Annotated in this window: 17 protein-coding genes; 12 read left to right on the top strand and 5 right to left on the bottom strand. The window is 67.2% G+C overall.

Annotated features, from left to right (window positions below):
- Positions 1-7 precede the first annotated feature (7 nt).
- Together CIK77_RS11880 and CIK77_RS11875 are read right to left on the bottom strand one after the other, a co-directional pair.
- Positions 8-1,369 (bottom strand): L-serine ammonia-lyase, encoded by a 1,362-nt coding sequence (locus tag CIK77_RS11880; RefSeq protein ID WP_087053867.1) that lies wholly within the window; start codon positions 1,367-1,369, stop codon positions 8-10.
- A gap of 162 nt (positions 1,370-1,531) precedes the next feature.
- Positions 1,532-2,431, bottom strand: coding sequence for an acetylxylan esterase (locus CIK77_RS11875; protein WP_170934034.1), 900 nt, complete (start codon positions 2,429-2,431; stop codon positions 1,532-1,534).
- An 89-nt stretch (positions 2,432-2,520) separates the two neighbouring features.
- Here CIK77_RS11875 and CIK77_RS11870 point away from each other — a divergent pair, with 89 nt between their 5' ends.
- The 5 genes from CIK77_RS11870 to CIK77_RS18355 all read left to right on the top strand — a co-directional run bounded on the left by CIK77_RS11870 (position 2,521) and on the right by CIK77_RS18355 (position 6,588).
- Positions 2,521-3,309: a 6-phosphogluconolactonase gene (locus tag CIK77_RS11870; RefSeq protein WP_087053883.1), complete on the top strand. Its 789-nt coding sequence runs from the start codon at positions 2,521-2,523 to the stop codon at positions 3,307-3,309.
- Positions 3,306-4,328, top strand: a complete 1,023-nt coding sequence (locus CIK77_RS11865) for an N-acetylglucosamine-6-phosphate deacetylase (RefSeq protein WP_087053869.1) — start codon at positions 3,306-3,308, stop codon at positions 4,326-4,328. Before CIK77_RS11870 ends, CIK77_RS11865 begins: the two co-directional genes overlap by 4 nt.
- Positions 4,329-4,350: 22 nt before the next feature.
- Positions 4,351-5,355: a hydroxyacid dehydrogenase gene (locus CIK77_RS11860; RefSeq protein ID WP_087053870.1), complete on the top strand. Its 1,005-nt coding sequence runs from the start codon at positions 4,351-4,353 to the stop codon at positions 5,353-5,355.
- A 238-nt stretch (positions 5,356-5,593) separates the two neighbouring features.
- Complete coding sequence (locus CIK77_RS11855; RefSeq protein WP_087053871.1) at positions 5,594-5,917, top strand: transposase; 324 nt, start codon at positions 5,594-5,596, stop codon at positions 5,915-5,917.
- Entirely contained in the window at positions 5,914-6,588 is a 675-nt protein-coding gene (locus CIK77_RS18355) for an IS3 family transposase (protein ID WP_114347258.1), read from the top strand. The genes CIK77_RS11855 and CIK77_RS18355 overlap by 4 nt, the downstream gene beginning before the upstream one ends.
- Here CIK77_RS18355 and CIK77_RS11845 read toward each other — a convergent pair.
- The 3 genes from CIK77_RS11845 to CIK77_RS11835 are packed head-to-tail and all read right to left on the bottom strand — an operon-like array spanning position 6,501 to position 9,093.
- Positions 6,501-7,163, bottom strand: coding sequence for an SGNH/GDSL hydrolase family protein (locus CIK77_RS11845; protein ID WP_087053872.1), 663 nt, complete (start codon positions 7,161-7,163; stop codon positions 6,501-6,503). The two genes, CIK77_RS18355 and CIK77_RS11845, sit on opposite strands and share 88 nt — an antisense overlap.
- Positions 7,160-8,152: a Gfo/Idh/MocA family protein gene (locus CIK77_RS11840; protein ID WP_087053873.1), complete on the bottom strand. Its 993-nt coding sequence runs from the start codon at positions 8,150-8,152 to the stop codon at positions 7,160-7,162. Before CIK77_RS11840 ends, CIK77_RS11845 begins: the two co-directional genes overlap by 4 nt.
- Positions 8,149-9,093, bottom strand: coding sequence for a Gfo/Idh/MocA family protein (locus tag CIK77_RS11835; RefSeq protein ID WP_087053874.1), 945 nt, complete (start codon positions 9,091-9,093; stop codon positions 8,149-8,151). Before CIK77_RS11835 ends, CIK77_RS11840 begins: the two co-directional genes overlap by 4 nt.
- A gap of 94 nt (positions 9,094-9,187) precedes the next feature.
- Between CIK77_RS11835 and CIK77_RS11830 the strand changes: the two genes are divergently transcribed.
- The 7 genes from CIK77_RS11830 to CIK77_RS11800 all read left to right on the top strand — a co-directional run bounded on the left by CIK77_RS11830 (position 9,188) and on the right by CIK77_RS11800 (position 17,919).
- Entirely contained in the window at positions 9,188-10,213 is a 1,026-nt protein-coding gene (locus tag CIK77_RS11830; RefSeq protein WP_249268474.1) for a Gfo/Idh/MocA family protein, read from the top strand.
- Positions 10,213-11,199, top strand: a complete 987-nt coding sequence (locus CIK77_RS11825) for a Gfo/Idh/MocA family protein (RefSeq protein WP_087053876.1) — start codon at positions 10,213-10,215, stop codon at positions 11,197-11,199. The genes CIK77_RS11830 and CIK77_RS11825 overlap by 1 nt, the downstream gene beginning before the upstream one ends.
- A gap of 26 nt (positions 11,200-11,225) precedes the next feature.
- The gene (locus tag CIK77_RS11820; protein WP_087053877.1) at positions 11,226-12,665 is read left to right on the top strand and encodes a sulfatase family protein; all 1,440 of its coding nucleotides are present in this window, start codon (positions 11,226-11,228) and stop codon (positions 12,663-12,665) included.
- 33 nt (positions 12,666-12,698) lie between these two features.
- Entirely contained in the window at positions 12,699-14,141 is a 1,443-nt protein-coding gene (locus CIK77_RS11815; RefSeq protein ID WP_087053878.1) for a DUF1961 family protein, read from the top strand.
- Positions 14,142-14,279: 138 nt separating this feature from the next.
- Positions 14,280-15,533, top strand: a complete 1,254-nt coding sequence (locus CIK77_RS11810) for an ABC transporter substrate-binding protein (protein WP_170934037.1) — start codon at positions 14,280-14,282, stop codon at positions 15,531-15,533.
- Between the two features lie 119 nt (positions 15,534-15,652).
- Positions 15,653-16,906, top strand: coding sequence for an ABC transporter substrate-binding protein (locus tag CIK77_RS11805; RefSeq protein WP_087053880.1), 1,254 nt, complete (start codon positions 15,653-15,655; stop codon positions 16,904-16,906).
- 65 nt (positions 16,907-16,971) lie between these two features.
- A complete protein-coding gene (locus CIK77_RS11800; protein ID WP_087053881.1) occupies positions 16,972-17,919 on the top strand; it encodes a carbohydrate ABC transporter permease in 948 nt (315 codons plus the stop codon).
- Position 17,920 lies beyond the last annotated feature (1 nt).

Below are 17,920 nucleotides of genomic sequence, written 5' to 3'. Positions count from 1 at the left end.
TACGGCCTCAGCACTCGATGACGTTCACGGCGAGGCCGCCGAGGCTCGTCTCCTTGTACTTGCTGCTCATGTCGACGCCCGTCTGACGCATTGTCTCGATCGCGATGTCGAGCGAGACGCGGTGACTGCCATCGCCGTGCAGGGCGAGCCGCGCGGCCGTGACGGCGGTCGACGCGGCGACGGCGTTCCGCTCGATGCATGGAATCTGCACGAGGCCGCCGACGGGGTCGCACGTGAGCCCGAGGTGATGCTCGATCGCGATCTCTGCGGCATTCTCGACCTGCCACGGCGTTCCGCCGAGCACGGCGCACAGTCCGGCCGCCGCCATCGCGCAGGCAGAGCCGACTTCGGCCTGACAACCACCGTCGGCGCCTGAGATCGAGGCGTTCGCCTTCACCAGGGAGCCGATCGCCGTCGCCGTGAGCAGGAACTCGCGCGAGCCCGCGACGAGGTCAGCAGGGTGCGCGTCGAGGTAGTACTGCAGAACGGCCGGAACGATCCCGGCGGCGCCGTTCGTGGGAGCGGTGACGACGCGTCCGCCCGCTGCGTTCTCCTCGTTGACGGCGAGCGTGTACGCATGCAGCCAGCTGACCGCGAGATCGGGGGTGCCCGGATCTGCCTGCTCCAGCCGCGCACGGAACGCGGGCGCGCGACGGGGAACGTCGAGCCCGCCCGGCAGGACGCCGCCCGTCGAGAGACCGGCCCGGATACAGCCCGTCATCGCGGCGACAATCGCGTCGATGCCGGCGTCGAGTTCGTCGTCGTTGCGCGCTGTGCGTTCGGCCTCGCGTGCGATGTCTCCGATGGAGCGGCCGCGGTTCGCGCAGAGCGCGAGCAGCTCGGCCGCAGTCGAGAATGCGGACAGGGCGGCGTTGCCCTTCTGTTCGTCGTCGCCGAGTCTGCGGATGAAGCCCCCGCCGACTGAGAGATAGGTGGTCTCCGCCAGCACACCGGCGTCGCTCGAGGCAGTGAACACAATCGTGTTGGGGTGAGCGAGATCCGGTGTGCGCGCCGCGAACTCGACGTCGTCGGGGCGGATCCGCACCATCGGGCCGCCCTCCAGCACGACCTCGGACCCCTCGGCCGCAGGCGGCCACGCAACGCGCACCTCGTCGGGGTCGCAGGTGCTCGGATCCAGCCCTGTCAGTCCCGCGACGACGGCGCCCGGCGTACCGTGCCCGATTCCGGTCGCAGCAAGAGATCCGTGCAGCGCGATGCGCACATGCGTCACACCAGTGAGAACGCCCGAGGCCTCCAGCTCTGCGACGAACGCGCGGGCAGCACGCATCGGCCCCACGGTATGCGAACTCGACGGACCGATGCCGATCGAGAACATGTCGAGAACTGAAACATAGGCGCCGTTGCTCATGCCTCCCAGCTTGTCATCGACGAGCCGACCTGCGAAGCATTCGCCGTATGCGATGAGGACGGCGAACGCTCGGCAGCCGCTCTACTCCAACGCCCCGAGCACGACTTCGGGATATGACACGGACCTACGCGTCCGGTATCGGCTCCTGACTGACTTGCATGCTCAGACCCCCGCGAACAACCGCCGCGTGGCCTCGGCGTACGCCGCCATCTCCGCGTCCTTCTCCGGATACTCGAGATGACCGGCGGTCATCGGCATCACCGTGCGATGCTCGCGCGGCACGGCATCCGCAATCGCCCGCTGACCGACGGGCGGCACTGACGGATCCTCTGCGGCAGGAGCGACGATAGTGGCGACCTTCAGACGCCGGGCCGAGGCGGCCGCGTCGAAGTAGTCGAGGACCGACCACGCCTCGGGATGGTGCTCGACCCACTGCGCCAGCGCTGAGCCGCTGCCGACGCTCGGTTCAGCGAGCCGAGCGACGTGCGCGCCGAAACTCGGCACGTAGAGCGATGCCGCGTCGATCCGGTCGTCCCACGGAACTGCCATCGCCCCGATCCCGCCTCCGAAGCTCGGGCCGAAGTAGCCCAGGCGAAGCCCTCCCTGCGATGCCCCCAACGCCCTGCCGAGCACCTCTTCCAGCGCGCTGACGGCGCACCACACGTCGGCAGCGCACCCGCCGTGCACATACGTCTCGCGCGACCCGATCCCGTGCAGCACGTGTTCTTTCGAGAACCCCGGGATTCCTTCCACTGTCGACAGCGTCGGCAGCCCGCGCGCCACCGGATAGAAGACCGCCGCGCCCGCGGGCGCCCATTCTGCGTCGAGCGAGTTCCGCCCTCCGTAGCCGTGCGCCACGATGACGGCCGAGGTGACCTCGCCTTCCGGCAGCACGAGCCAGCCGCCCAGACGGACTCCGCCGAGCGACGTGAACCGCACGATATCCGCACCGTCGATCCCGCCCGACGAGCGCCGCGACTCCGGTGCCATCGACCGGGAACGTGCGGCCATGTCACCCCAGAAGTCGTCGAAATCCTGCGGTTCGGGGCGAGGGTCGTTCATCCGGCCAGTGTGGCACGGCTCGACCATGTTGACCGGCGTCGCGAATCGCCCTAAGCTCTACTGCAACCGATTGCAACAAGGGGGTGCTCATGACGGACGTCGACAACCACGATCCGCAGGCCGAGTGGATCGTGGTGGAGACCGCGGAGCGTGAGACCGCGCGGCGTGCGGCGGCTTGCGCCGCCGCGACGATCGAACGCGCGATCGCCGAAAAGGGCCACGCCCGTGTCGTGTTCGCCAGCGCCCCGTCCCAGGAGGCGATGCTCGCCGAACTGACGACGGATCCGCGTATCGACTGGTCGCGCATCACGGCGTTCCACATGGATGAGTACCTGGACCTGCGGATGGACCACCCTCAGGCGTTCGGCAGCTGGCTCGAGCAGCGTCTCCCCCGCGATGCGCACGTCGGTCTCGCGCGCATCAGGACCGATGCCGTCGTCGTCGACGAGATCACCAGGTACACCGCACTTCTCGCAGAAGCGCCGATCGACCTCGTATGCCTCGGCGTCGGGGTCAACGGTCATATCGCCTTCAACGAACCGGGCCAGGCCGACATCGACGACGATGTGACGATGCGTGAGATCCGGCTCGACGATGCCTCACGCACCCAGCAGGTCGACGACGGCCTCTTTCCCACGTTCGACGACGTACCGGCACGTGCACTCACACTCACCGTTCCCGCACTGATGTCGGCGACGACGCTCGTATGCACAGTACTCGGCTCGCACAAGGCCGCGGCCGTCGCCGCCGCGCTCGAGGGCCCCGTGGCACGCTCCTGCCCCGCGAGCTACCTGCAGCGCCACCACCACGCGCACTGGTTCGTCGATACCTCTGCCGCACGGCTGCTCACAGGCTCCTCGGTACGCTCGCAGCTATGAGTCCCTCGACACAGCCCGGCTTCGTCGACCTGCAGGTGAATGGCTTCGGCGGGGAGGATGCGAACGCGCCGGATCTCACGACGGAGACGGTCGTCGCTCTCACGAGGAAGCTGTGGGCAGAGGGAACGACCACCTATCTCCCCACCATCATCACCGCCTCCGAACCGAGGATGCTGCATGCGTTGGAGGTGGTGGCCGCAGCGCGCAGACTCGACTCCCGCGTCGCGCACTCGATCGCGGGAGTGCACTTGGAAGGGCCCGCCCTCAGTGCGATCGATGGGGCACGAGGAGCGCACGATCCGAGCGCGATGCGCGATCCGAGCCTTGCGGAGCTCGACCGTTGGCAGGAGGCCTCAGGGGGCCTGGTCCGTGTGGTCACACTCGCGCCTGAGCGCCCGGGCGCTGCCGAGTTCGCGTCAGGTGCCGTCGAGCGGGGCGTGCACGTGTCCCTCGGCCACGCGGCCCCGACTCCGGATGATGTGCACGCGGCGGCGGATGCCGGAGCGACGCTGTCGACTCACCTGGGCAACGGATCCGCCAGGCTGCTCCCCCGGCATCCGAACCATCTCTGGGCACAGCTCGCCGACGATCGCCTCACGGCGATGCTCATCACCGACGGGCACCACCTGGATGCGGACACGGCGACCGCGATGATTCGTGCGAAGGGCACGCATCGGGTCCTTCTGACGTCCGACTCCGCCGCGCTGGCAGGGTCCGCTCCCGGCACGTATCGCACACCTGTCGGCGGTGACGTCACGGTCTGCGACGACGGGCGCCTGCAGCTGTCAGCGACAGGGCTGCTCGCCGGCTCCGGATGTTCGCTGCGGCAGTGCGTCGATTGGGCACGCTCTGCACTGCCCCTTCCCGACGAGGACCTGGTCGCGATGGCGACGACACAGCCCGCCCGGATGCTCGGTCTCACCGACCGCACAGCCGACACCGTCGTTCTCGATCTCGACGAAAGCACGAGCCGCGTGCGCGAGGTTCGCGTCGCCGGCGACATCGTGCACACCGCCTGAACTCAATGAGGAGGAGCACTCCATGACCGCACGCATCTACGTCGCACTCTCGGACAATGACTTCGATCGGCTCTATGACGAAGACGCACGCAAGCGGCTGGCCGCGATCGGCGACGTCGTGCGCGGCGAGGAACACGAGGGAAGGGTTCCCGTTCCGAGCGACATCGGCGACGAGTACGATGCACTCGTCACGTCGTGGAGCACGAAGCCGTTCGATCCGAGCGTCCTGCGCGGACGTCGGCTGCGCCTCGCCGTGCACAGCGCGGGGTCGGTGCGGAACCTGTTCCCGGTTGATGCGCTCGGCGGCTCACTGCGGCTCGCTCAGGGCGGCGCGGATGCGATGGCACTCGCCGTCGCCGAGATGAGCGTCGCATTCGCCATGGCGCATCTGCGCAACGTGGTGTGGCATGACCGCCGCTTCCAAGCTTCTCGCGATTGGGCCGAGGGCGGAAAGGGTGTGGTCGGTCAGAGCATCGCAGCGCAGCGGATCGGCATCGTCTCACTCAGCCGCGTCGGCCGCCACTTCGCTCGGCTGGTGCGCGGCCTCGGCGCCACGACGATCAGAGCGTTCGACCCGTACGCCTCCGCCGACGATGCGCGCGAGCTGGGTGCCGAGCCGGTGGGGCTCGATGAGCTGTGCGCGTCCAGCGACGTGCTGTCGGTCCACGCGCCGAGCACTCCGGAGACGGAGGGCATGCTGGGCGCAGCGCAGTTCGCGCTACTTCCGGACAACGCCGTCGTGATCAACACGGCTCGCGCACAGGTCGCGGACGAGGCGGCGCTGCTGGCCGAGGTGCAGTCGGGACGACTGCGCGTCGCCCTCGACGTCTTCTCGGACGAGCCGCTGCCATCCGACAGCCCGTTCTTCGGCTTGGAGGGCGCGATCCTCACACCCCATGTCGCGGGCGGCACGGTGGAGGCGCGCTGGGCGCAAGGCGAACGCGTGGTCGACGAGATCGAACAGTTCCTGCACGACGGCACGCTGCAGGGCGAGGTGACTGCCGAGAACTACCACCGACTGGGGTAGACCGGGCGGGCACGCCGGGGCGTCAGAAAGGCGCCGGCTCGGGGTCGCGTTCGCGTCTGTCGTGTCTGTCGGGCATGAGGGTGCCGTTGGCGAGTTCTTCGCTGTCGACGAACCGGACTGAGGGTTCGGGCTTGTCGCGGTAGGCACGCCCGGTGGGGCTGGTCCATTCATATACGCCGGCGGCGGTCTGTGAACCGCCCTGGGTTTCGTTCCGTTCCTTTATCGAGAGGATGGGAACATGCCCGCGAAGTATCCGGAAGCGTTCAAGGACCGTGCGGTCCGCATGGTGTTGGACAGGCTCGACTCCGATGAGGACGGTCTGACCAGCTATCAGGTGATCAAACTCACTGCCCCGAAATTGAATGTCTCGGTCGAGGCGCTGCGCCGCTGGGTCGAACAAGCCCGTGTCGACACAGGGGCGAAGCCGGGTGTCACGAGTGATGCGCACTCGGAGATCCGCCGGCTCAAGCGTGAGAACGCGGAGCTGCGACGTTCGAACGAGATACTCAAGTCCGCGTCGGCGTTTTTCGCCGCGGAGCTCGACCGGCCCACGCCGAGATGATCGCGTATATCGACATGTATCGCGACCAGTTCGGGGTCGAGCTCATCTGTCGCACCCTGGGCGCGACAGAGGGTGGGTTCCTCACATCTCGCGGGTATCGGGCCGCGAAGACCCGCCCCGCCAGCGACCGCCACCTCCGCGACGCCGCGCTGACCCCTGTGATCGAGCGGATCCATGCAGAGAACTACGGTGTTTACGGGGCCCGGAAGATTTGGCATGCGATGCGCCGGGAAGGGTGGTTCATCGGACGCGATCAGGTTGCTGCCGCCACGTCAACCCCGACCGCGACGGCCCGCCCACACTCCTCAGCCGGCTCCGGTTGCAGGACACCGGCGACACCCGTACCCGCACGTCTCCCTGCCGCGAGCGCGGGCAGCGCCCGGCCGTCTGCACACGAAGCGCAGCGACGCGATCACGCCCGCGCCCGCAGCCACGGCGCCCGCCGTCGCCGACACGAACAGCACAGGCGACGCGTTCATGGCCAGATTCCTCACCGCATCGCCGCGCGTTTCATCGGTCGACGACGCGCTCCGTCGCGCCACATCCCTCACGCCTGTACCGCATCCCTCACGGGAGAGCCGCATCACGCGGGGATCATCAGGCTCCCGCTCCGGGAATTCGGGTCCCAGACATCGAGTTCGCGCATCAGCGTCCGCGCCATCGCGCGATGACCGTAGGCGTTGGGGTGGCAGCCGTGGCCGAGCCAGTGGAACCACGCTGCTTCGTTCGTCCGCTGCCACTCGTCGTAGTGATCGACGAGCGGCATTCCGCAGTCGGCGGCGACCGCGCGAACCTCGTCGACATAGGCAGGCAGATGCGTCACGACGTGCTCCGGCGCCGTGGGGAGAGTTCCGTTGGGGGTGGCGATGATCACGGCCGCCGCGGTCTCCGCCTGGATCCGCCGAACGACATCGCGATAGACGCGGCCGAATTCCGCGACGCCGTCGGCGCCCCCGCGCGTGTCGTTGAGCCCGAACGCGATCGACACGACATCCGGCCGGAACCGCGTGCACAGCGCCTCGACCTGCGGTTCGAGATCGGTGACCTGCCAACCGGAGACGGCGGTGTTGATGACCGCGTCGCGCGACCGTCCGAGCTCGCGCAGTCGCTCCTCGAACAGCTCGGCGTACCCGCGGCCGCCCCAGGTGTGCCACTGCGCGGCGGTGACGCTGTCGCCGAGGAACACCCAGACTTTCGGGTCCGCTGCGTCGAGCACAGGCCGGACGGCCTCACCGGCCGCGGTCATCGCGGCACTACCGGCTTGCCCGTGCGCATCGAGTCGTAGGCGGCCTCGATGAACGCCACGGCGGCGCGCGCCTGCTGCGAGGTGACCAGCGGTGCGTGTCCGTTCTGCACGGCGGCGACGAAGTCGTTCAGGCCTGCCATTCCGACGTCGTTCGGTTCGAAGTCCGGCACCTCACGACCGTTCGCCGTCGTGAAGTGCGCGTATTGTTCGTCGAGCGTCACCGCAACGCCGCCGTCGCCCATCACCGCAACACGAATCGGGAGTTCGCCGTTGGCCGTGGTGCTCGCGAGGAACGTCAGCATCGAGCCGCTCGCGAAGCGCGCGGTGATGGCGATCGTGTCCTCCACCTCGATGCGCTCGTGCGCCAACAGCCCTCCGTATGCGTGCACCTCTTCGACGTCGCCGAGCAGCCACAGGATCAGGTCGACCATGTGCACGCCCTGGTTCATCAGAGCACCGCCGCCGTCCAGCTTCCACGTGCCGCGCCAGGCACCGGAGTCGTAGTACTCCTGTGTGCGCCACAGCGCGATTTCGATGTTCGCCGAGGTGATCTTTCCGAGATCCCCCTGCTGGATCGCCTCGCGCAGGAACTGGTTCTCCGGCGCGAAGCGGCGCTGGCTCACGACGGTGAGCACCTTGCCGGAGCGGCGTTCGGCGTCGATGATCCGGTCGGCTGCGTCGACGGTCACGTCGATCGGCTTCTCCAGCAGCACGTGCTTGCCCGCGTCGAGTGCGGCCACGGCCGTCTCGGCGTGCAGCCCCGACGGGATCGCGATCACAACGGCGTCGATGTCGTCGCGGGCGAAGAGCCCGTCGACCGTCTCGGCGACGGTGCCGTGCTCGGCCGCGACGGCGCGAGCGGCGTCCTCCGAGACGTCGGCGATGGCGATGAGGTCGGCGGGGCTGTCATCGGAGAGCAGCCGGGCGACGTGCTGGCGCCCGATGATGCCCACTCCGATCACACCGAAGCGCAGGCGGGGGTCGGTCATGAGTTGTCCTCTCCAGTGGGAAGGGCGTCGACGATCGCGGAGAGCACCGCGACCGGGGTTCGCATCGTGTTCGCATCGGCGGGGGCGTGCCCCGATGTGATCGCGCCGACGAAGGCCGCCAGCGCAGGGGCGTTGTAGTCAGGGCCGAGCGAGAGCTCTCGGGTGAGCACGCCACCGGCGTGCACCGCGGTGGCGTGGAACGGCGTGCGTTCGCTCTCGCTCGGCACGACGAACGTCAGCGTCACTTCGGCATTCCCGAGTCGGAGCGTCGCCACCGTCGTGGCGGCGACGCGCTGCACCGCGACCTCGATGTCGCCCTCGCCGATGACGGGATCGCCGAGCATCTCGAGCGCGGTCTCGACGTGGTGGATACCGTAGAAGAACAGTCCGGAGTAGGGGCTGTCGGGGTCGCCGGCGCCCGCCACGTGCAGGTGCCGCAGCGCTCCGGCGGCCCGGCCCGCTTCCGTCAGTTCGCCGACCTGCGGCACGAACCGCAGCGCCGACGCCGAGTACACCAGGGCGCCGGATGTCTCGGCCGTGCGCAGGATCGCATCGGCGTCGGAAACGGTCGTCGCAAGCGGCTTATCGACCAGCACCGGGATCCCCGCCCGCAGCAGCGGTTCGGCCTGTTCGCGGTGCAGCGCACCATCGCGGGTCGAGATGATCGCCGCGTCCACCCGACCGATCAGATCCGCCGGCTCGTCGACGACGACACCGATGTCGCCGGCCTCCGCCAGCGCGAGATTCCTCTCGTTCTCTCCGCCGGCGAGCGCCGCCGCGATGAAGCCGGGGTGGCGCCCTTCCCGATTCAGGAACCGGATGAAGTGGTCGGTGTGCGAGTTCTCGGTACCGATGAAGCCGATGCGTTTCACGCGTGCCCTTCCGTCGTTGCAGTTCACGAACTCCGACGACACGCGAACCTGGTGCGCCGTCGCACTCATCCTGTCATGCGCTCACATTTTCTGCAATCGGTTGCATGTCCTCCCTCACCCCCCTTACGCTGGAACGGTATCGAAGGCGAACGACGGGAGCAGCGTGACCGCGACATCGGACATCAAAGTGGGGGTCATCGGCCTCGGCAGCATCGGCACGACGCACGCGAAAGCGCTGCGCTCCGTGCCCGGCGCGCACGTGATCGCGTTCAGCGGCGGCTCCCCCGAGACGATGGCGGAGTGCGGATGGCCGGATGCCGCCCGCCTCTCCCCCACCGACGTGATCGCGCATCCGGATGTGGATGTGGTTGCGATCTGCACGCCGTCCGACAGCCACGCCGCACTCGCCCTGCAGGCGGCGCAGGCAGGCAGGCACGCACTCGTGGAGAAGCCGATCGCGCTCTCGACTCAGGATGCGGACGCCCTCGTGCAGGCTCAGGACACGCACGGCGTCGTCATCGCGATGGTCGCTCAGCGACGCTTCGAACCCGAAGCCGCGGCGATCAAGGCGCTGCTCGACGACGGCAGTCTCGGCCGGGTCCGCGTCGCGTCGACGCAGGTGCACTGGACGCGCGACGACGCCTACTACGCGGCCGCCCCGTGGCGAGCCGCTCATCCGGGCGGCGGTTCGCTGATGAACCAGGGCGTGCACAACGTCGACCTGCTGCAGTGGCTCTGCGGCCCGGCCGATGAGGTGACGGCGCAGAGCGCCACACTCGCCCACGATATGGAGGCCGAAGACACCACGGTCTCCACCGTGCGCTTCGCCTCGGGCGCGCTCGGCACGATCAGCACGACGACGGGAGCACCCCCGGGCACCCCCGCGACGCTGACGCTGCACACCTCGCTCGGCACGGTGGAGCTCGGTCAGGGCGAGATCACCCGGTGGGATGTGCCCGGCGTGACGCGCCCGGAGTTCGGCGACGGCGTCACCAGCGGAGCCTCCGATCCGGCCGCGATCGGCCTGGTCGGCCACGTGTCGATGTGGCAGGAAGTGTTCTCGGCCATCCGAGACAGACGCCCCTGCACGGTCGACGCGCACGAGGCCGCACACACGGTGAGACTGCTCTGCGGCATCTACGACGCTGCCGAGTCGGGTCGCCGCGTGACCGTCGGGGCCGGCAGCTGATGCGCGTCGCCATTCTCGGGGCAGCGCACCCGCACGTCGCATATGCGCTCGACGAGGTTGCCGCCAGGAGCGACTGCGAGCTCGTCGCCGCAGCCGAACCGGATGAGACGATGCGGCACACCTTCCTCTCCGACCTCGGCGACGTGCCCGTCTACGACCGCATCGACGATCTGCTGCGCGCGCACGAGATCGACATCGCCCTCGTCGTCGGCATCTACAGCGAGCGCGCGTCGGCGGTGCTCTCCGCTCTTGACGCGGGTGCGCACGTCGTCGCCGACAAGCCGCTGTGCACGTCGCTCGCAGACCTCGACCGCATCGAGCGCCGAGCGGAGCAGACCGGCCTGCACGTGTCGGTCGTGTTCGAGAAGCGCTTCTATCCGGCCACGCTCGCCCTACGGCGTCTGCTCGCGGAAGGCACCCTCGGCGAAGTCGCGCTCGTGGCGAGCACCGGCCCGCACAAACTCAACCAGCCCGCCCGTCCGGGGTGGTTTCTGCATCGGGACACGTACGGCGGCATCGCCGGCGATCTGCCCGTGCACGACATCGACCTTGTCCTCACACTCAGCGGCGCCGCCGCGGGTACCGTGTCGGCGCTCACCGGCAATGCCCGCCGTGCACACCATCCGGACTTCGATGATCACGTCGCCGTGTTGCTTCACGCCGGAGAGGTCTCCGCCACGATCGAGGCCAACTGGCTCGCCCCGCAGGCGTCCGAGGTGCACGGGCACTATCGCATGCGCGTGACGGGCACTCGGGGCACCGCAGAACTCGATTGGGCGTACGACGCGCTCACGGTCGAAACCCACGACCAGCCGCGGCACGTGATCGACCTTCCTCCGGCCCGTCGCCCTGCCGCGTACTTCTTCGACGCGGTCGCCGCGGGCCGCGAACCCGAAGTCACCACACGACAGAGCCTGCTCGCGACGCGTGTGGCGCTGTTGGCGCAGGAAAGCGCCGACGACGGCGGAACCCACCGGGTCTGGTGACCCCGCCGGAGTGAGGAGAGACTGGCATGACCGGATCTGCACCGCGCAAGCGCCCGAACATCCTGATGATCCTGGCCGACGACCACGCCGCGCACGCCGTCGGCACCTACGGATCGGTCGTCAACACGACGCCCCGCATCGACGAGATCGCCGAGCACGGCAGGCGGCTCGACAACTGCTTCTGCACGAATGCGTTGTGCACGCCGAGCCGCGCCTCGATCCTGACCGGCACGTACAGCCATGTGAACGGCGCGACGACGCTGGAGACACCACTGGATGCGAGCCGGCCGACGTTCGTCTCGCAGTTGAAGCGAGCCGGGTACCGCACCGGCATCGTCGGCAAGTGGCACCTCGGGGAGGGAGAAGGCCACGACCCGCAGGGCTTCGACCACTGGGAGGTGCTGCGCGACCAGGGCGAGTACTTCGACCCGCAGCTGCTCTCCGCGGCAGGAGCTGAGACCGTGCCGGGGTACGTCACGGATGTGCTCACCGACAGAGCGTTGGGCTGGCTGGACTCGCTCGACTCGGACGAGCCGTGGTGCCTGCTCATCCATCACAAGGCACCGCATCGGTGGTGGGAGCCGGATGCCGCCCACGACGGCATGTACGCGGATGCGCCCCTTCCGGTTCCGGCAACGTTCGACGACGACGGGTCCGGTCGATCGGCAGCGGCGAAGCGTGCGGCGATGCGTGTCGCCGCCGACCTGAACAGACGGGATCTGAAGACGGACCCGCCGGAAGACCTCTCCCCCGACGAGCTGGACCTCTGGAAGTACCGCAGGTACATGGAGGACTACTTGGCGTGCGTGGCGAGCGTCGACGACAACGTCGGGCGCGTGATCGATCGGCTTCGCGAACGCGGCGAGTTCGACGACACCCTGCTGGCCTACACCTCCGACCAGGGATTCTTCCTCGGCGACCACGGCTGGTTCGACAAGCGCTTCATGTATGAGGAGTCCATCCGGATGCCCCTCCTGCTGAGCTACCCGGCCGCGATCGCCCCCGGCGACCCCGTCGACCGGATCGTCACCAACGTCGACTTCGCGCGCACCATCCTGGACGCGGCGGGCGTCGAACCCGCAGACGGCATGCAAGGCGAGAGCTTCCTGCCCACGCTCACGGGGCGCGAGCAACCGGATCGTGACGCGTTCTACTATCGCTACTACGAGAACGACGACGCCAACCATCATGCACCGGCGCACTACGGCATCCGCACGAAGCGGTACAAGCTCATCTACTTCTACGGCGACGGCCTCGGCCTGCCGGGCACCTCGGGTCAGACCTATCCGCCGGAGTGGGAGCTGTACGACCTCGCAGAGGATCCGGATGAGGTGCACAACGTGTACCACCACACCGCCTACGCCGAGATCCGCGAGAGCCTCAAGGCGCAGCTGTGGCAACTGCAGCACGACGTCGGCGACGAGCCGCATCCGTCACAGCCTGTGCCCGCGCTGCTGGCGGAGTGAACGACGGCAGACCGAGCACGGGAGGACACCTGAATGCAGACCTTCGACCTGAGCACCCCCGACGCACTGGCGGCGTCCGCCCCCGTGATGCGCCAGCACGGACCACACCGATTCGTCGAAGCGGACGGCCACAGCGGGTACCACCCCACGACCCGCGACACCGAGCTGACGCTGGACACCGACCTGCTGCGCTCCGGCGAGTGGGCGATCGGCCTGTGGGTGTGCCCGCTGGAGGATCTCGACATCGCCGCCCCGCTGCCCTGGATCGCAGAGCATGACCCCGAGGCCGCACGCTATCCACTCATCACCGATGCTCCTGCTCACAAGGGCCTGGGCGGGAATGTGTTCGGCTGGTACTGGACCTCGCAGATCCGCCCCGCCATGCTGGCGAAGCTCGTTCACGGCACACCGGCGCCGGGCAAGCTGCCCGCGTCCACCCAGGTCGAGCAGCTGCTTCTCTCCGCGGCGACCTGGTACCGCTTCGTGCTGACCTACTCCGAATCGCAGAAGCGGATGTGCATCTGGGTGAACGGCGTGCTCGCGGGCATCAGCGAGTTCGACTTCACCGCCGATACGCCGGGCACCAGGCTGCACATCGGCAACCCGGCGATGACCTTCGGCGAGATCGAGCTGCACGAGCGCGCCCTTGACGACGACGAAGTGAAGACGGACTTCGATACGTCGGCGTCACCGCGCAGCCGGGAGGCCGCCGACCGGCTCCGGCCCCTGTTCGAACCCAGGCCGGGAAGAACTGTTGATTGGCACCCGAGCCCTGAATGGGTTCTGCGCAGAGAGACGGACTTCACCCGCCCCGAGGATATCGATGGCTGGACGCTGCACGGCTGCCAGCAGGAGCCGTACGGCATGAAAGAGCTGCGCACCACGCCAGAGGGACTGCTGCTGCAGACACCGGACGAGATCGCCGACGAGTCACGGATGTATCTGTGGAGCCCCGAGACGTTCGAGGGAGACCTCGCCGTCTCCTTCGACTTCCGCATGGAGCAGGACAGCGGGTTCGGGATGCTCGTGACGCACGCCGCCGGAATGCAGCGAGAGGATGTGCTGGCTGATCCGGGCAACCTCGCCCGCGGAGCGATGCAGGTGATCAACCGAAACCGGCTGCGCAACTACTACTGGGGCTTCTACCGCCGCACACCGACGACGCCGAAGCATCTCGCGTCGCACACCCTCGTGAAGAACCCGTGGGCGCGCAATCTCGCCCTTTCCGCCTCGGAGAACATCACCGTCGGCGAATGGCACACCCTGCTGTTCCTGCAGCAGGGCGGGCTTCTCCGCGGCGCGATCGACGGTGAGTGGGTGGTCGAAGGGCACGACGACCCCCACCAGAACCACGGCCCCGTGCTGAGCGCGGGGAGAATCGCGCTGCGTCTGATGTATCAGACCCGAATGCGAGTGCGGGGTCTGCGCGTGTGGACCCGCAGCACCGGGTTCAGCGTGGCCGCATCCGGCGACTGAGCGCACGGGCCCATCCGCCGGATCAACGGCGCACGGTGGAACAGCACCCCTTGACACACGTCTGGAGCGCTCACTACGTTTACTGCAACCGATTGCAGTGCTCATCGCACAGTACGTCCGAACCCAATGGAGGGACTCATGAGGAACCAGGCGAGAATTGCGACAGGCGTTGCGGCGGCGGGCACGTTGCTACTTCTCACAGCGTGCGGAGGCGCAGAAGCCCCCGGGGCGCAGAGCGGCGACGACATCTCCGGGAAGGTGACCATGTGGGCGTTCCCGCTAGCGACGGTCGACGACCCCTCGTGGTACCAGCCCCACATCGACCGGTTCAACGAGATCTACCCGGACGTGGAGATCGAGGTCGTGGTGAAGCCGTGGAAGAACCGCGAAACCATGCTGGTGACCGCGATCACAGGAGGCACCGAGCCCGATGTCGTCTACTTCAATCCGGGTTATGTGACGAACTTCGCCGGCCAGGACCTGCTCCTGCCGCTCGACGACATCCGGGACGACTGGAGCGCGTTCGCCGACTCCGCACTCGAAGCGGGCACCCGCGAAGGCACTCTCTACGCTGCGCCGACGCTCGTGTCGTTCAACACCTCCTACTGCAACGCCGAAGTCCTCGCCGCAGCCGACATCGCTGACTGCCCGACGAGCTGGGACGACCTCCGCGAGGCGGCGCCCGCCGTGAAGGACGCCGGCTACTACCTGACGGAGTACTCCGGCACCAACAGCCTCAATCTCACGTTCTTCCCCTACCTCTGGCAGGCCGGCGGCGAGGTTCTGAACGAAGACCAGACCGAAGCGGCATTTAACGGCCCTGAAGGCGTGAAGGCGCTGGAGTTCCTCAAGGAGATGGTGGACAACGACTGGGTGCCGACCGAGCCCTTGGGCGTCGAGCAGCCGTTCGAGCAGTCCTCGGTCGGCCAGGAACACGTCGCCTACGTCATGGGCGAGAACCTCCGCGCAACGCGAGAGGTCGTGAATCCGGACGTGATCGAGACGGTGCCGCCAATGAAGGATGTCGAGCAGGTTGCGTCCGGCTCCGTCGGCGGCTGGTCCGTCTTCAACACCACAGACGTGCCCGAGGCCGCCAAGGCATGGGTGCGCTTCCTCGGCGAACCAGAGTTCCTCGAGGACCTCCTCGGCGAATCCGGGTTCCTCTCGCCTCGCACGGACATCACCGGGCTGTTCTCCGATGATCCCCAGATCGCCGAGGGAACCGAGCACCTTGAGCACCTTCGCACCGATTTCCCCCACGCGCAGGCCACGAAGATCATGAACATGATCCGCCCGCACATCCAGAGCGCACTCCTGGAAGACACTGATCCTCAGGAAGCACTCGACGCTGCCGCAGAAGAAGTCAACACAGCTCTCGAAGCATCCGGCTGAAACCATGTGCGACGACGTGCCCGATTCCTCTTGACAGGCGTCCTGAGCACTCGTTACGGTTACTGCAACCGATTGCATCAGTTTCGGCATCACAGACCCACGACCCCAATGGAGGGATCATGAGGAAACTATCGAAAGTCGCAGCGGGCACAGCGACTGCGGGCGCGCTCGTGCTGCTCACCGCATGCAGCGGCGGCAGCGACAACTCGTCGAGCGGCGACACACCCGACCCTGCCGAGGTCTCTGGAACCGTCACTTTCTGGCCGTACCCATTCGGCGAGGTCAACGAAGCCACCTGGTGGCAGCCGCACATCGAGAATTTCAACGAGGAGTACCCCGACGTTGAGATCGACCTTCAGCTGCAGGCATACAGCGGGCGCGAGGAGTCACTAGTCACGTCGATCTCCGGCGGCACGGAGCCCGATGTCGTCTACTTCAACCCCGACTTCATCCCGAAGTACGCCGTCGAAGATCTGCTCCTCCCCCTGGACGACATGCGCGATGACTGGGACAGCTTCCATGACTCCGCCCTTGACGCGATGAGCTATGACGACACTCTCTACGGCGCGCCGCAGTTGGTGAGCGTCCAGACGAACTTCTGCAATGTCGCCATTCTCGAAGAGGCGGATGTCGAGTGCCCGACGACCTGGGACGAACTCCGCGAGATCGCCCCCGCCGTGAAGGACGCTGGGCATTACGTCACCAACTACTACGGAACGGGGAACCTGAACGCGAGTTTCTACCAGTACCTGTGGCAGGCCGATGGAGAAGTCCTCAATGACGACATGACCGAGGCGACTTTCAACGGCCCCGAGGGTGTGAAGGCGCTGAAGCTCATCAAGGAGATGGCAGACAACGAGTGGATCCCCCGCGAGGAGATCGCCACGATCCCACCGTTCGAGCAGTCCGAAGGCGGAAAGGGCAACGTCGCATACAACGGCGGTGGAAACGTCAGCAACGTGCAGAGCATTCTCGGAGAGGACGCGGTTGAGACCGTGCCGCCGATGCAGGATGCAGAGCCCGTGATCGGAGGAACGGTGGGAGGCTGGTCGATCTTCAACACCACCGACGTACCCGATGCGGCCAAGGCCTGGGTGAGTCACCTCACCGATACCGAGTTCCTCGACGAGTTCCTGCCCGCGAGCGACAGGTTCTACTCACCGCGCACGGATACCGCTGATCTCTACACAGACAACCCTGCGCTGGCCGCTGGCGCCGAGTACGTTCCAGACATGCGCGCCGCCGTACAGCATCCTGCAGCGCGCGAGATCATCGACATCATCAAGCCGCACATCCAGAGCGTGCTCCTGGAGGATGCCGACCCGCAGGAGGCTCTGGACGCCGCTGCGGATGAAGTGAACCGCATCCTCTGACTCGATCCACGACCAGTCGCGGTGGGGCCGCTCCGGCCCCACCGCGCAACCCCCTTGGGAGTTCCATGACAACGCTCACGCCGAGACCAACGGCGCCGCCGGAGGAACCGTCAGCGCAACCGACGCAGACGACGCCCCGTCGTCGACGCCCGTGGTGGAGATCCAAGGAGGCGATCGCCGCCTACATCTTCATCGGCCCGATGGTGGTGCTCTTCGGCTTGTTCCGCGTGTGGCCGGCACTCCACGGCATCGTTCTTGCCTTCGGTGACTACAGCCTGCGACGCACGTACGATTTCGTCGGCGTCGACCACTTCGTTCGCCTGTTCCAGGATCCGATCTTCTGGGACTCACTCCGAGTGACCTTCATCTTCGCGGCGATTCAGATGCCGCTCGCGGTGATCGTCTCGCTCGCGATGGCCCAGCTGTGCAACCGCGTGATGCGCGGCATGGCCGTGTATCGCTCCGTCTTCTTCCTCCCCACGGTGACCTCGAGCGTGCTCATCGCATTGGTCTTCATGTGGATCTTCTCTGGCGCCGGTCCGGTGAACGCCATCCTGGACACCGTGGGGATCGAACCCGTGGGGTGGCTCACCGACAAGTTCTGGGTGCTGTTCACTTTGGCCATCCTGAGCGTGTGGAGCAGCTTCGGATACAACATGCTCATCCTGCTGGCTGGCATGTTGAGCATCCCTCAGGAGTACTACGAGGCGGCTTCCATCGACGGTGCGAACGGCTGGCAGAAGTTCTGGCACATCACCCTGCCCAATCTGAAACCCGCCCTGTTCTTCGTGCTGGTGATCGAAACGATTAAGTCGCTGCAGACCTTCGACACGATCTTCGTGATGACCGGTGGCGGCCCTGCCCGCGGCAGCTACACCCTGACGTTCATGATCTACGACCAGGGCTTCGGCTATTTCGACTTCGGCTACGCAAGCGCCGCGGGCGTCGTCCTGCTCATCATCACACTCGTGCTCTCGCTGCTTCAGCGCAAACTCGTGGGGAAGAACGACTGAT

This window comes from Microbacterium sp. JB110 (genome assembly GCF_003335195.1).
Taxonomy (GTDB): Bacteria; Actinomycetota; Actinomycetes; order Actinomycetales; family Microbacteriaceae; genus Microbacterium.
The sequence above is the reverse complement of the archived record's forward strand: the minus strand, read 5'-3'. Positions and strand labels throughout refer to the sequence as shown.

Coding starts and splice junctions, on each gene's coding strand:
- CIK77_RS11835 (WP_087053874.1), bottom strand. CDS start 9,093: ATGAGTGCGACGGCGCACCAGGTTCGCGTGTCGTCGGAGTTCGTGAAC.
- CIK77_RS11800 (WP_087053881.1), top strand. CDS start 16,972: ATGACAACGCTCACGCCGAGACCAACGGCGCCGCCGGAGGAACCGTCA.
- CIK77_RS11880 (WP_087053867.1), bottom strand. CDS start 1,369: ATGAGCAACGGCGCCTATGTTTCAGTTCTCGACATGTTCTCGATCGGC.
- CIK77_RS11875 (WP_170934034.1), bottom strand. CDS start 2,431: ATGAACGACCCTCGCCCCGAACCGCAGGATTTCGACGACTTCTGGGGT.
- CIK77_RS11805 (WP_087053880.1), top strand. CDS start 15,653: ATGAGGAAACTATCGAAAGTCGCAGCGGGCACAGCGACTGCGGGCGCG.
- CIK77_RS11825 (WP_087053876.1), top strand. CDS start 10,213: ATGCGCGTCGCCATTCTCGGGGCAGCGCACCCGCACGTCGCATATGCG.
- CIK77_RS11840 (WP_087053873.1), bottom strand. CDS start 8,152: ATGACCGACCCCCGCCTGCGCTTCGGTGTGATCGGAGTGGGCATCATC.
- CIK77_RS11865 (WP_087053869.1), top strand. CDS start 3,306: ATGAGTCCCTCGACACAGCCCGGCTTCGTCGACCTGCAGGTGAATGGC.
- CIK77_RS11810 (WP_170934037.1), top strand. CDS start 14,280: ATGAGGAACCAGGCGAGAATTGCGACAGGCGTTGCGGCGGCGGGCACG.
- CIK77_RS11815 (WP_087053878.1), top strand. CDS start 12,699: ATGCAGACCTTCGACCTGAGCACCCCCGACGCACTGGCGGCGTCCGCC.
- CIK77_RS11870 (WP_087053883.1), top strand. CDS start 2,521: ATGACGGACGTCGACAACCACGATCCGCAGGCCGAGTGGATCGTGGTG.
- CIK77_RS11855 (WP_087053871.1), top strand. CDS start 5,594: ATGCCCGCGAAGTATCCGGAAGCGTTCAAGGACCGTGCGGTCCGCATG.
- CIK77_RS11845 (WP_087053872.1), bottom strand. CDS start 7,163: ATGACCGCGGCCGGTGAGGCCGTCCGGCCTGTGCTCGACGCAGCGGAC.
- CIK77_RS11860 (WP_087053870.1), top strand. CDS start 4,351: ATGACCGCACGCATCTACGTCGCACTCTCGGACAATGACTTCGATCGG.
- CIK77_RS18355 (WP_114347258.1), top strand. CDS start 5,914: ATGATCGCGTATATCGACATGTATCGCGACCAGTTCGGGGTCGAGCTC.
- CIK77_RS11820 (WP_087053877.1), top strand. CDS start 11,226: ATGACCGGATCTGCACCGCGCAAGCGCCCGAACATCCTGATGATCCTG.